This is a genomic window from Pseudomonas fluorescens group sp. PF-69, from assembly GCF_054481235.1.
Genome location: NZ_JBTMNC010000001.1, coordinates 1,236,855 through 1,250,755 on the forward strand (window position 1 = coordinate 1,236,855; position 13,901 = coordinate 1,250,755).

A 13,901-nucleotide genomic window follows, 5' to 3' on the forward strand; every position below is an offset into this window, starting at 1 on the left:
CAAGGGTTTAGACAGGATTTGTTGCCTGATGCTGGTGGCCCCATCACTTGCGAACGATCATAAAAAAACCCGCTTTCGCGGGTTTTTTCATCAGGCCAACTGTGGCTGAACGCTCACGGGCTTGAGCGGCAGCAGCGGTGCATGGGGGTCGGCCGTGACCGACTTGCGCCACGCGCCCAGCCACTCCTGGTGACCTTCGCGCCAGACCTGCTCATGCAGGCGAGCCAATGCCACCGGGTCGCTCAACAGTTGCACGCGTTCATTGTTGGTCAGCCCTTCAGGCCCGACTTTCATCGCATGCCGTACCCGCTCGACGCGCAGCCACTCGATCGGTTCCGCCTGACGGTGACGGGAGGTCGCCAGCGAGCACGCCAGGGCGTTCTGCTGAGGGTCGACCACCGCACGGATGAAGCCGTCGTTCAGTGCATGCCAGCGGTTTTCGTGGGTGTACTGGTCAGTGGCCAGCAACGCCTGCGGCGGATTGTATTCCTCGGGGATCAGGAACAGGCTCTCGTCACGGGACTTGAGGCCCAGGCCGACCCGGCTGGAAATCACCGATACCGGGATCGACAGCATCAGGGAGCCGACAATCGGCACCAGCCACCAGAGGAAGCTCGGGTTCAGCCAGATCACCAGCAAGGCCCAGAAGAAGCCGAGCAAGGTTTGCGGACCGTGGCGTTTTACCGCTTCGCTCCATGGCGTGGAGTCGTCGTCACGCTGCGGCGAGTTCCAGGTCGCGGCCCAGCCGAGGAACGCGGCGAGGACGAAACGGGTGTGGAAAATCATCCGCACCGGCGCCAGCAGCATGGAGAACAGCATCTCCAGCAACATGGACAGGGTCACCTTGAACTTGCCACCGAACTCTTTCGCGCCCTTGGCCCAGATCAGGATGATGCTCAACAGCTTCGGCAGGAACAGCAGCACGATGGTGGTCGAGAACAGCGCAATGGCCTTGTCCGGGTGCCATTGTGGCCACAGCGGATAGAGCTGGCGCGGTTCGAGGAAGTACTGCGGCTCCATCAGCGTGTTGACCGCCAGCAGCGCCGTCGACAGCACGAGGAAGAAGAACCACAACGGCGCTGACAGGTAGGACATCACGCCGGTGAGGAACACCGCACGGTGCACCGGGTGCATGCCCTTGACCAGGAACAGACGGAAGTTCATCAGGTTGCCGTGGCACCAGCGACGGTCACGCTTGAGTTCGTCCAGCAGGTTCGGCGGCAGTTCTTCGTAGCTGCCCGGCAAATCATAGGCAATCCACACGCCCCAACCGGCACGGCGCATCAGCGCGGCTTCAACGAAGTCGTGGGACAGAATCGCACCGGCGAACGCGCCTTTACCGGGCAATGGCGCCAGGGCGCAGTGCTCGATGAACGGTTTCATGCGGATGATCGCGTTGTGACCCCAGTAGTGGGATTCGCCCAACTGCCAGAAGTGCAAGCCGGCGGTGAACAGCGGACCGTACACACGGGTGGCGAACTGCTGCATGCGCGCATACAGGGTGTCCATGCCCGACGCACGCGGCGCGGTCTGGATGATCCCGGCGTCCGGCGTGGCTTCCATCAAGCGCACCAGACTGGTCAGGCACTCACCGCTCATCACCGAGTCGGCGTCGAGCACGACCATGTACTTGTAGTCACTGCCCCAACGACGGCAGAAGTCGTCGAGGTTACCGCTCTTGCGTTTTACGCGACGGCGACGGCGGCGATAGAAGATCTTGCCGAAGCCCCCTGCCTCGCGGCAGACGTCCAGCCAGGCCTGTTGCTCGGCGACGCAGATGTCGGCGTCGTTACTGTCGCTGAGGACGAAGAAGTCGAAGCGATCCAGGTCACCCGTGGCCGCGACCGACTCGAAGGTCGCACGCAGACCAGCGAATACCCGGGGCACGTCTTCGTTGCAGATCGGCATCACCAGTGCGGTGCGCGCGTCTTTCGGAATCGGCTCATTGCCGGCGCTGGCGCCGGAAATGCGGTACTTGTCGTGACCGGTGAGCAACTCCAGGAAGCCCATCAGCGCCGTCCAGAAACCGGCGGAAACCCAGCAGAACAGAATCCCGAACAGGATCAGGATGCTGGTCTGCAACGCATACGGCAGCACTTGCGTGGCGGTTTGCAGCAGCGGTTGGTGCAGGACTTCTTCGAGGTCGACGAACGACCAGCCCTGGTACGGCATGATGCCTTTCATGTACCAGCCAGCCACGATGGTCTGGCCCAGCATCAGCAGCAACAGGATGTAGCGACGGATCGAACCCACGGTGCGCCAGCGCGCAGCCGGCAGCACACGCTCATCTTTCGGCGGTGCCGGTGGATTGGTGCGACCGGTCAACCGGCGCCAGCCACGCACCAGGATATTGGTGCGCCATGGCTCCGGCACGACTTTGGTCCGACGGATCGGCGGGGTCGCCTTGAGGCAGACCCGACCGTTGGCGTCCAGCACCAGCATTTCGGCGTCCTGCAACTCTTCGGCGGTACTCAGGGTCAGGCGCTTGCCGACCGAAGCCTGGGCGGCATCGGTCGGGGCGTCGAACGTCGAGGACGACAGACGTTCGTGCAGTTCGCTGAAGGACTGGCAGCCCGCGAGTTCCGCGCGCTGCTGGTCGGTCATCGGCAGGTGCGCCAGGTACTCGGACAGAGTCTCTGGCTGTACGTGTGAATTACTCATCGGCAGGCAACTGATAGCTCCAGGTCTCGGTCAGGACTTCTTCAGTCGATGCCGATTCCGGTGTGGCTGGGGCCGCATCGGCAGCGACAGGCTGCTTGGCGTCTTTATTGGCCTTGTCCTTGGCTTCTGCAACCGGCTTGGCGTCAGCCTGTTTGGCCTCGGCCTGCTTGGCTTCCTTGTCCGCTTTCTCCTGTTGTTTGGCGGCGACCTTGTCGGCCTTGGCCACGGAGGAGCTGGAGGCCGGAATCGAAGTCTTGGCCAGGTCGGCAGGCGTGACGTTCTGAACCAGCGCCGCACGCATCTCGGTGGACTTGCTCGGGTCCTTGATCTTCATGCGCAGGGTCAGGCGCCAGCCCTTGGTTTCAGGGTTGTAGCGCACGCTGTTTTCCACGAGCTCGGCATTATCGCCAACGCTCACCTGGCTGCGAACGTCCGTATTCTCTGGCAGTGCCGCCAGGGACGGGCCTTCGAAGTCCACCAGGTAGGCGACGCTACCGTCCGGCTGACGAATCAGGTTGGACTGTTTCACGTCACCGGTGGAGCGCAGGGTCTGCTTGACCCAGGCGCTGTCCGGAGCGTGGATGGACGCTTCGTCCATGGTCCAGTGCATACGATATGCGACATCGAGCGGCTGGCCAGGTTCCGGCAGTTTTTCCGGGCTCCAGAAGGCCACGATATTGTCGTTGGTTTCGTCGGCGGTCGGAATCTCTACCAGATCGACGGAGCCCTTGCCCCAATCGCCTTTCGGTTCGATCCAGGCACTTGGGCGCTTGTCGTAGCGGTCGTCGAGGTCTTCATAGTGGCTGAAATCACGACCACGTTGCAGCAGCCCGAAACCGCGCGGGTTTTCGACCGAGAAGTTGCTCACGGCCAGGTGTTTCGGGTTGTTCAGCGGACGCCAGATCCACTCGCCGTTACCGGCGTGGATCGACAGACCGCTGGAGTCGTGCAGTTCGCGACGGTAGTTCAGCACTTTCGATGGCTGGTTGGCCCCGAACAGGTACATGCTGGTCAGCGGCGCAACGCCAAGCTTGGTGACTTTGTCACGCAGGAACATCTGCGCCTTGACGTCGACGATGGTGTCGCTGCCCGGACGCAGGATCAGGCGATAGGCACCGGTCGCCCGCGGCGAGTCCAGCAACGCGAAGATCACCAGGTGCTTGTCGCCCGGCTTGGGCTGTTGAATCCAGAATTCGCGAAAACGCGGGAATTCTTCGCCGGACGGCAGCGCGGTATCGATCGCCATGCCGCGAGCGGACAAGCCATAGACGTGGCCCTTGCCGACAACGCGGAAATAACTCGCGCCGAGCATGGTCATGATTTCGTCTTGCTTGTCAGCCTTGTTGACCGGGTACAGCACACGGAATCCGGCGTAGCCCAGTTGTTCGGTGGCTTTTGGATCGAATTTCACGTCGCCGAAATCAAAGCGACTTGGGTCGTATTTGATCTCTTCGACGTTGTTCGCCGTGATTTCGTTGATTTTCACCGGCGTATCGAAGTGCATGCCCTGGTGATAGAACGACAGCTTGAACGGGGTTTTCTGGTCCGCCCATTCGGCTTTTTCCGTCAGAAAACGAATTTTCTGATAGTCCGCGAATTTCATCTCGCGGAATTCGTTCGGCAGGTTACTGCGCGGCGCTTCGTATTTTTGCCCAGCCAGTTCTTTTGCTTTGACTGAGACATCCTCCAGATCGAAAGCCCACAGCTGGCCGGCGCTGAGCAGGGTGAGCAGCGCAGAGCCCGCTACCAGAGCGCTACGAAACCGTTTGGCAGACAATTTTGGTGCGTTACAGGGACTAACAATCACGAGCAACCCTCGCCGAAAACAGATCAAAAAACCAACGGCCAGTTAAAGGGCATGTACGGAATCCGGTACGAAAAAACCGGCCTTACAGACCACTCTTGCCAAGTTGGCGAGCATTGTTCCGACTCCGATGGGGCTAAATGATTCCCCAAACGGTTCAGGACAAGTCTCTACCTAAGTCAAAATGGACCAACGAACGCTGATCCCCGTAGCGCGCGATTATCTAGTAGCCCGCGTTACAACGCATCAGGGGTAACAAAGTATTTATCGGGAAAAGCCCCTGTTTTCAGTCGAAAACGGCGCAAAACAGGGTTTCAAGCGGTTTTACGTCTGTAACAGGAAGGTTACCGGGCCGTCATTGACCAGGCGCACCTGCATATCCGCGCCGAATCTACCTGATGCCACAGTGCCATGCACCTGTTTCGCTTTGCCTAATAGATAGTCGAAAAGCTCCTCGCCCATGGCCGGAGGGGCCGCGGTCGAGAAACTCGGGCGCAACCCGCTCTTGGTGTCGGCGGCCAGGGTGAACTGCGAGACCAGCAGCAACCCGCCACCCACGTCCGCCAGGGACAGATTCATCTTGCCCTCGGCGTCACTGAACACTCGATAGTTAAGCAGCTTATTGAGAAGTTTGTCGGCGCTGGCCCGAGTGTCCTCGGGCTCGACCGCCACCAGCACCAGCAAACCCTGGTCGATTGCTCCGACCACCTCGCCCGCCACCTCGACCCGCGCGCCACGCACGCGCTGCAGCAGGCCCTTCATGCTTCTTCAGGAGCCAGGTCGAGCAGGCGCCGGGCCATCTGATCGGCGGCACGCACCAAGGCGTCGGTAATCCCCGGTTCAGCAGCGGCATGACCGGCGTCACGGATAATTTGCAGCTCGCTGTTCGGCCAGGCCTGGTGCAGTTCCCAGGCGTTATCCAGCGGGCAGATCACGTCATAACGACCGTGGACGATCACACCGGGCAAATGGGCGATCTTGCCCATGTCGCGAATCAACTGGTTCGGCTCGAGGAATGCGTTGTTGGTGAAGTAGTGGCACTCGATACGGGCGATCGACAGTGCGCGCTGCGGTTCGGAGAAACGATCGACCAACAGCGGATTGGGACGCAGGGTCGCGGTCCGGCCTTCCCAGGTGGACCAGGCCTTGGCCGCATGCATCTGAGCGATTTGATCGTTGCCGGTCAGGCGCTTGTGGAAGGCCGTGAGCAAGTCGTCGCGCTCGTCCAGCGGGATCGGCGCAATGTAGTCCTGCCAGTAATCGGGGAACAGGCGACTGGCACCGGCCTGGTAGAACCACTCGATTTCCTGCGGCCGGCAGAGAAAAATCCCTCGCACGATCAGACCGTGCACACGTTCCGGGTGGGTTTGCGCATAGGCCAGCGCCAGGGTCGAACCCCAGGAGCCACCGAACAGTACCCATTTTTCAATGCCCAGGTGTTTGCGAATCCGCTCGAGGTCGGCCACCAGATCCCAGGTGGTGTTGTTTTCCAGGCTGGCGTGGGGCGTGGAACGACCACAACCGCGCTGGTCGAAGGTGACGATGCGATACAGATTTGGATCGAAGTAGCAGCGACTCTGGGCGTCACACCCGGCGCCGGGGCCGCCATGGATGAACACGACCGGCAACCCTTCCGGTGAACCGCTTTCGTCGACGTACAGCGTATGGGTTTCATCGACAGCCAGATCATGCCGGGCGTAGGGTTTGATCTGCGGGTACAAAGTCTGCATTGCGCGCTCCGTAAGGGGTCTGGGTCATCCCTGGGGGGACTTCAATTATTCTGCCGTTGGGCATCATAAACCCGAATTACGCCAATGAGCATGCCCTTGCAGAGTCAGAGTCTAGGCGCCAGATAACCGAGCAGGTTTTCATAGAGCCTGTCGACCTCGGCAACCTGCCCCCGCGCCCGCAAACAACCGTGTACAAGCCCTTCGCCGTAATACAACGTCGTTGCTACGCCGGCAGCGTCCAGTCGCTCGGCGTACAGCACGCCGTCATCACGCAGCGGATCGAATTGCGCCACGGCGATGAAGGCCGGTGGCAATCGGCGAAGATCCGCGGCGAGCAACGGCATCGCATAGGGCCCAGGTTGCGGGGTGCCTCGCAGGTACAACGCGTGGTAACAATCCACATCGCTGCTGCTCAGTAGCGGAGCATCGATGCATTCACTACGCGAAGCCAGATGATGATCGCCACCCAGTCCGGGATAGATCAGCACTTGCGCGGCCGGCACGGGCTCACCCGCGTCACGCAATGCCAGGCACAGCGCAGCGGCCAGATTGCCGCCGGCGCTGTCGCCGGCCACCAGCGTACGCGCAGGGTCAAGTTTGAACGGCCCGGTGCGCAGTGCGCGCCAGACCTTCAGGCAGTCATCAAACGCCGCCGGAAACGGATGCTCCGGCGCGAGCCGGTAATCGACCGCGATCACCAGCACGCCCAGGGTCGACGCCAGTTCGGCACAGATGAAGTCGTGGGAGTCCAGATCCCCTACGACCCAACCGCCGCCATGCAGATAGACGATGCACGGCGAACCACCGGTCGGCGGCGAAACCGGCGGTTGATAGGACCGCACCGGGACACCGGACAAATCAAAGTCCACCACGTAGAGGCCGGCGGGACGTGGCGGGGTGAACGCCCGGCACATCTCGCTGTAGGCCTGGCGCAATCCGGCGAGGCTGCTGTCGGTACTGTTGAAACTGACGGTTTTCTCGACGAAAGCCGTCATCTGTTCGGAAAGCGGATAAGGCGCCATGAGTCTGCCCGTTCAGGGGGGAATGTATACCCCTGCAGGAGCGAGCCTGCTCGCGATAATGGCCAACGATAACGCGGTAAGCCTGATACCCCGCGGTGTTCTCGGGTTTATCGCGAGCGAGCTCGCTCCTACAGGTTCTGGTGTCAGTTTTTCAGACTGGCCTGCACCGCCGCCACGCCATCCTTGCCGTCAAAACTGCTGACACCCGTCAGCCAGCGCTGAAGGTCTTCCGGGTGTTCACGCAGCCATTTTCTGGCAACGTCCTGCGCCGTCTGGCGCTCCATGATCGGCACCATCAACTGGCTTTCCTGGGCGGCGGTGAAGGTCAGGTTCTCCAGCAGCCGATTGACGTTCGGGCAGCGCTCGGCGTAATCCGGGGCGGTCACGGTGGAAACGGTCGCCGCCCCTTCGTTCGGCCCGTAGACGTCTTCGCTGCCGGTCAGGTAGGCGATCTTCATGTTGATGTTCATCGGGTGCGGGGTCCAGCCGACGAACACCACGAACTCCTTGCGGTTCACCGCCCGTTGCACCGCAGCGAGCATGCCGGCTTCTCCGGACTCGATCAGCTTGAAGTCCTTGAGGCCAAAGTGATTGGTCTCGATCATGGTTTTGATGGTGGTGTTGGCGCCGCTGCCCGGCTCGATGCCATAGATCTTGCCACCGAGCTGATCCTTGAACCTGGCGATATCGCCAAAGGTTTTCAAACCGGCAGCCGCGACATAGTCAGGCACCGCGAGCGTTGCCTGGGCGTCGGCCAGGCTTGGTTTGTCCAGGACCTTCACTTGATTGGCGGCCAGGAACGGCGCGATGTTTTTGTCCATCGCCGGCTTCCAGTAACCGAGGAAAATATCCAGGCGCTTGTCACGGATGCCGGCGAAGATGATTTGCTGCACGGCGCTGGTTTGCTTGCTTTCATAGCCAAGGCCGTTGAGCAATACATCGGCCATGCCGCTGGTGGCGATCACGTCGGTCCAGTTGACCACGCCCATGCGCACCGCTTTGCAGGAGGCGTCATCAGCGGCCAGGGCGCTGGCACTCAGCAGAGCGGTACCGCAGAGGATTGAGAGACAGCGGGTGAACAGTCTTTTCATCAGAATGATCTCGTGCGGCAGCGGATTATTGTCGAGGCCGGTGTCTTTGTGCACCGTGGCCAGAACATTACGCAGCAGACGAGTGGCAAAAGCGAACTGAGGCGACCGAGATTTGCACAGTGGCGACTGTTCCTGTCAGGTATCGAAAAGAACGCTAAACCAATGTGGGAGCGAGCCTGCTCGCGACGAGGCCATGACATTCAACATTGACGTTGACTGTAAGTCCGCTATCGCGAGCAGGCTCGCTCCCACAAAGTTTGTGTAGGGTTTTAGCGCTTGTAGTGCTTTTCACCCCACGCCAGCAGCCCTTGCAACAATTCCTTCAACACCACCCGCGTCGGCTCCGCCAGATCCGCCCGATAGCGGAACGGCTCGAACTCTTCCATGTACGTGCACTGGCCCAACTCCAGTTGCACCGCATGGATGTTCTCGGCCGGGTTGCCGTAGTGGCGGGTGATGTGGCCGCCCTTGAAGCGTCCGTTCAGCACATGGCTGTAGCCCGGGTGTCCGGCGCAGATCGCTTCCAGCTGGGTCGCGAGCTGTGGATCGCAACTGGCGCCATTGAAGGTGCCGAGGTTGAAGTCCGGCAGCTTGCCGTCGAACAGGTGCGGGATGATCGAGCGGATGGAGTGCGCATCGAACAGCAACACATAGCCGAATTCGGCTTTGAGGCGCGCCAGCTCCTGCTGCAAGGTGCTGTGGTAGGGCGTCCAGATCTGCTCCAGGTAGGTCGTGCGCTCTTCTTTCGAAGGCTCCAGCCCTTCGCGGAACAGCGGCACACCGTCAAACAGCGTCGCCGGGTACAGGCCGGTGGTCGCGCCCACGTACAACGGCTTGTCGTCGGACGGCCGGTTCAGGTCGATGACGAACCGCGAGTACTCGGCGGCCAGGGTGCTGACGCCCAGTTCGGCGGCGAAATCGTAAAGCTGCGGAATGTGCCAGTCGGTGTCCGGCAGGCTTTTCGCGGCCGGGATCAACCCGGCCTCGACTGCCGGGGTCAGGCGCAAACCGGCGTGGGGCATGCTGATCAGCAGCGGCACGCGGCCTTGTTTGAAGTTCAGAACCTTATCCACAACTGCTCTCCTACAGACTCGTTTCGACGCCGTGACGCACGACGCGCTTTTCCAGATCACCGCCCAGCCAGTAAGACAGGTCGGCCGGACGATCGATTTGCCAGGCGACGAAATCCGCGACCTTGCCCACCTCCAGCGAACCATGGGTATCGGCCATGCCCAGGGCCGTGGCGGCATGAATCGTGGCGCCGGCCAGCGCTTCTTCCGGGGTCATGCGCAAACAGGTGCACGCCATGTTCAGCATCAGTCGCAACGACAGTGCCGGCGAGGTGCCGGGGTTGAGGTCGCTGGCGATGGCGATTTTCACGCCGTGTTTGCGCAGGGCGTCCATCGGCGGCAATTGGGTTTCGCGCAGGAAGTAAAAAGCGCCAGGCAGCAGCACCGCGACCGTGCCGGACTTGGCCATGGCGATGGCGTCGTCTTCGGTCATGAATTCCAGATGATCGGCGGACAGTGCGTGGTAACGCGCCGCCAGGGTCGAACCGTGCAACGACGACAACTGCTCGGCGTGCAGTTTCACCGGCAACCCCAGTTCCTGGGCGGTGATGAACACCCGCTCGACCTGCGCCGGGGAAAACGCCAGGTATTCGCAGAACGCATCCACCGCATCCACCAGCCCTTCGGCAGCCAGGGCCGGGAGCATCTCGGCGCAGATGTGATCGATGTAGTCGTCGGCGCGATCCACGTACTCAGGCGGCAATGCATGGGCGGCCAGGCAAGTACTGCGCACGCTGACCGGCAGCTCGGCGCCAAGGCGACGGGCCACCCGCAACATCTTGCGTTCGTTGGCCAGGTCGAGGCCGTAACCGGATTTGATTTCGATGCTGGTGACGCCATCGCGCATCAGGCTTTTCAGACGCTTGGCGGCGCTGGCAAACAGTTCATCTTCGCTGGCCGCACGGGTAGCGCGCACGGTGCTGGCGATGCCACCGCCGGCGGCTGCAATTTCCGCGTAGCTGACGCCTTGCAGACGCTGTTCGAACTCACCGCTGCGGTTTCCGCCGAACACCGTGTGGGTGTGGCATTCGATCAGGCCCGGCGTCACCCAGGCCCCGTTCAAATCATTGACCGCCGGGTACTCGCCCGCCGGCAGCTCAGCGCGCGGGCCAACCCATTCAATGTGCGCACCGGACGTCACGATGGCCGCATCCTCGATGATCGAGTAGACGCCTTGCGCCATGGTTGCGACGTGGCAGTGTTGCCAGAGGGTTTTCATCCCAAGTCCTCGTGTTAATCAAAATCGATTCGCGAGCAGGCTCGCTCCCACAAGTGGTACGCATTCCAATGTGGGAGCGAGCCTGCTCGCGAAGGGGCCCTTACAGGCTAGGCAAAAGCTTGGTCGACAGCAGTTCATTCAGGCAACGCGAAGCCAGCAACTCAGTCGCCGCATTGATGTCCGGCGCAAAAAACCGGTCTTTCTCATAGAACGGCACTTCGTTACGCAGAATCGCCCGCGCCTTTTCCAGCTTCGGCGAGGTCTTCAGGCCATTGCGCAGGTCCAGGCCCTGCACCGCCGCCAGCCATTCAACGGCGAGAATCCCGCGGGTGTTCTCGGCCATTTCCCACAGACGCTTGCCCGCCGCCGGGGCCATGGACACATGGTCTTCCTGGTTGGCGGACGTCGGCAGGCTGTCCACCGAATGCGGATGGGACAGCGCCTTGTTTTCGCTGGCCAGTGCCGCCGCGGTCACCTGGGCGATCATGAAACCGGAGTTCACGCCGCCATTGGCCACCAGGAACGGCGGCAGTTGCGACATGTGCTTGTCCATCATCAGCGAGATGCGACGCTCGCTCAGGGAACCGATTTCCGCGATGGCCAGGGCCATGTTGTCGGCGGCCATGGCCACCGGTTCGGCGTGGAAGTTACCGCCGGAGATCACATCGCCCTCAGCGGCGAATACCAGCGGGTTGTCCGAGACGGCGTTGGCTTCGATGGCCAGCACTTCGGCCGCCTGGCGGAACTGGGTCAGGCACGCGCCCATGACTTGCGGCTGGCAGCGCAGGGAGTACGGGTCCTGGACCTTTTCGCAATTCTCGTGGGAGTCGGAGACTTCGCTGCGTTCGCCCAGCAGGTCGCGATAGGCGGCAGCAGCGTCGATCTGGCCTTTCTGGCCACGGGCAGCGTGAATGCGGGCATCGAACGGCGAGCGCGAGCCCAATACCGCTTCAACGGTCAGGCCACCCAGGGCCAGGGCGCCGGCGAACAGGTCTTCACCTTCAAACAGGCCACGCAGGGCAAACGCGGTGGACACCTGTGTGCCGTTGAGCAGCGCCAGGCCTTCTTTGGCGGCCAGGGTCAGCGGGGTCAGGCCGGCGACTTTCAGCGCTTCGGTCGCTTCCATCCACTCGCCTTTGTAACGTGCCTTGCCCTCACCCAGCAGCACCAGCGACATGTGTGCCAAAGGCGCCAGATCGCCCGACGCGCCAACCGAACCTTTCAGCGGAATGTGCGGGTAAACCTCGGCGTTGATCAGGGCAATCAGCGCGTCGATCACCACCCGGCGAATGCCGGAGAAACCACGGCTCAGGCTGTTGACTTTGAGCACCATGATCAAACGCACCAGGTCGTCGCTGATCGGCTGGCCGACACCGGCCGCGTGGGACAGCACCAGCGAGCGCTGGAGGTTTTCCAGGTCTTCGCTGGCGATGCGGGTCGAGGCCAGCAGGCCGAAGCCGGTATTGATGCCGTACGCGGTACGGTTCTCGGCGAGGATCTGTTCCACGCAAGCGACACTGGCTTCGATCTGGGCCGAAGCGCTGTGGTCGAGGGTCAGTTTCACCGGCTGCTGATAGACATCACGCAGTTGGGCCAGACTCAGTTGACCGGGGATCAGGTTTAGCGCAGTCATTTTGTGCTCCTTTTGAGAGTTTTTTATGCTCTTGGTTTTAGAGGCCTACCAGACGCTCCGGAAATGTCCGTTGTCCGTCGCGTCTCCCTTTTGGGGAGCCGCGCCTTGGCACGCTGGTTTTGTGTGGAAATCAGTTCAGGCTCGGCAAAGCCTTGTGCAGCAAATCCGGTTCTTTCAAGACAGCGGCTGCCGCAGCAATGTCCGGCGCCAGCCAGCGGTCCTGGTCATAGGCCGGGACACGTTCACGCAGCAGGCGCCACGCGGTATCGGTGCCCGCGCCGAAGCGTTGTTCTTTCAGGAATTCGAACGCCTGGGCCGCCAGCAAGTACTCGATGGCGAGGATCTGCGTGCAGTTCTCCAGGGCGCGGTGCAGTTTCAGCGCGGCGTTGGTGCCCAGGCTCAGGTGATCTTCCTGCAGGCCCGAGGTGACGTAGTTGTCGAGCACTGCCGGTTGCGCCAATTGGCGGTTTTCCGCGCACAAGGAAGCGGCGACGTATTGCACGATCATCATCCCGGAGTTCACGCCCGGGTTGGCCACCAGGAATGCTGGCAGACCGCTGACATGCGGGTTGATCAAACGGTCCAGGCGACGCTCGGCGATGGAGCCGATTTCCGCCATGGCGATGGCCAGCAGATCCGCCGCCAGCGCCACGGACTGGCCGTGGGGGTTGGCCTGGGAAACGACGCGGTAATTGTCTGCAGTGCCCAGCACCAGCGGGTTGTCGGTGGCGCTGTTGAGTTCGGTTTCGATCTGTCGGGTCGCATGCACCAGCTGGTCACGGGCCGCGCCATGCACCTGCGGGATCGAGCGAATGCTCAGCGCGTCCTGGGTGCGAATACCCATGCTCCGGGCAATCACTTCGCTGCCGTCGAGCAAGGCCCGCAGGTTGATCCCGACCTGCTGCATGCCCGGATGCGGCTTGAGCGCGATGATCTCGGCATCGAAGGCGTCGATCTGCCCGCGCTGGGCTTCAAAACTCATCGCACCGATCACATCGGCCCAGTGCAGCAGATGCGCGGCGTCGGCAATCGCCAGGCAGCTCAGGCCGGTCATGCAGGGTGTGCCGTTGACCAGGCACAGACCATCCTTGGCACCCAGTTTGACCGGTTGCAGCCCTTCTTCAGCCAGGGCCTGCTGCGCGGAAACGATCTGCCCGCGATAGCTCACATTGCCGACGCCCAGCAGGGCGATGCCGATATGAGCCATGTGGGTCAGGTAGCCCACCGAGCCCTGGGATGGCACTTGCGGGGTGATGCCACGGTTGAGCAGCGACAGCAGCGCTTCAACCACTTGGCGATGCAGCCCGGATTTACCGTGGCTGTAGTTGACGATGGCCGCGCACATGATTGAGCGAGTCTGCTCGTCGCTCAGCGGGGCGCCGACGCCGCAGGCGTGGCTCAGCAGGGTGTTGCGCGACAACTGGCTGAGTTGTTCGTCCTGCAGCGAAACGTTGCACAACGCGCCCAGGCCGGTGTTGATGCCATAGGCGCGCTCGCCGCTGCTGACGATCCGCTGGACGATGGCCTGCGCGTTTTCAATCCGAGCCCAGACCGGCGCCGACAGCTCCAGCTGTGCGCCATGACGGGCTACGGCGACCACATCCTGCCAGGTGACTGGCACTTCGGTGATAACGATTTTTTCGGCCTGGGACATCTTTGACCTCTTACCTG

Annotated in this window: 10 protein-coding genes; all 10 read right to left on the reverse strand. The window is 61.8% G+C overall.

The features are described from left to right. Nucleotides 1-90: 90 nt before the first annotated feature. Nucleotides 91-2,661: a glucans biosynthesis glucosyltransferase MdoH gene (gene mdoH, locus ACX3YF_RS05595; protein ID WP_130207327.1), complete on the reverse strand. Its 2,571-nt coding sequence runs from the start codon at nt 2,659-2,661 to the stop codon at nt 91-93. After that, nucleotides 2,654-4,468, reverse strand: coding sequence for a glucan biosynthesis protein G (locus tag ACX3YF_RS05600; RefSeq protein WP_448645659.1), 1,815 nt, complete (start codon nt 4,466-4,468; stop codon nt 2,654-2,656). The genes mdoH and ACX3YF_RS05600 overlap by 8 nt, the downstream gene beginning before the upstream one ends. Before the next feature lie 321 nt (nt 4,469-4,789). Next, complete coding sequence (gene dtd / locus ACX3YF_RS05605; RefSeq protein WP_458973508.1) at nt 4,790-5,227, reverse strand: D-aminoacyl-tRNA deacylase; 438 nt, start codon at nt 5,225-5,227, stop codon at nt 4,790-4,792. After that, entirely contained in the window at nt 5,224-6,195 is a 972-nt protein-coding gene (pip, locus tag ACX3YF_RS05610) for a prolyl aminopeptidase (protein WP_130207331.1), read from the reverse strand. The genes dtd and pip overlap by 4 nt, the downstream gene beginning before the upstream one ends. Nucleotides 6,196-6,299: 104 nt before the next feature. Then, nucleotides 6,300-7,217: an alpha/beta hydrolase gene (locus tag ACX3YF_RS05615; RefSeq protein ID WP_458973509.1), complete on the reverse strand. Its 918-nt coding sequence runs from the start codon at nt 7,215-7,217 to the stop codon at nt 6,300-6,302. 143 nt (nt 7,218-7,360) lie between these two features. After that, nucleotides 7,361-8,308 carry a choline ABC transporter substrate-binding protein gene (gene choX, locus ACX3YF_RS05620; RefSeq protein WP_458973510.1) on the reverse strand — a complete coding sequence of 316 codons (948 nt, stop codon included), beginning with the start codon at nt 8,306-8,308 and terminating at the stop codon, nt 7,361-7,363. A 269-nt stretch (nt 8,309-8,577) separates the two neighbouring features. Next, nucleotides 8,578-9,381, reverse strand: coding sequence for an N-formylglutamate deformylase (hutG, locus tag ACX3YF_RS05625; RefSeq protein WP_458973511.1), 804 nt, complete (start codon nt 9,379-9,381; stop codon nt 8,578-8,580). 10 nt (nt 9,382-9,391) lie between these two features. Further along, a complete protein-coding gene (hutI, locus tag ACX3YF_RS05630) occupies nt 9,392-10,597 on the reverse strand; it encodes an imidazolonepropionase (protein WP_458973512.1) in 1,206 nt (401 codons plus the stop codon). 100 nt (nt 10,598-10,697) lie between these two features. Beyond that, nucleotides 10,698-12,230, reverse strand: coding sequence for a histidine ammonia-lyase (gene hutH / locus ACX3YF_RS05635; RefSeq protein WP_458943809.1), 1,533 nt, complete (start codon nt 12,228-12,230; stop codon nt 10,698-10,700). A gap of 130 nt (nt 12,231-12,360) precedes the next feature. Then, nucleotides 12,361-13,884, reverse strand: a complete 1,524-nt coding sequence (gene hutH, locus ACX3YF_RS05640) for a histidine ammonia-lyase (protein WP_458973513.1) — start codon at nt 13,882-13,884, stop codon at nt 12,361-12,363. Between the last annotated feature and the right edge of the window lie 17 nt (nt 13,885-13,901).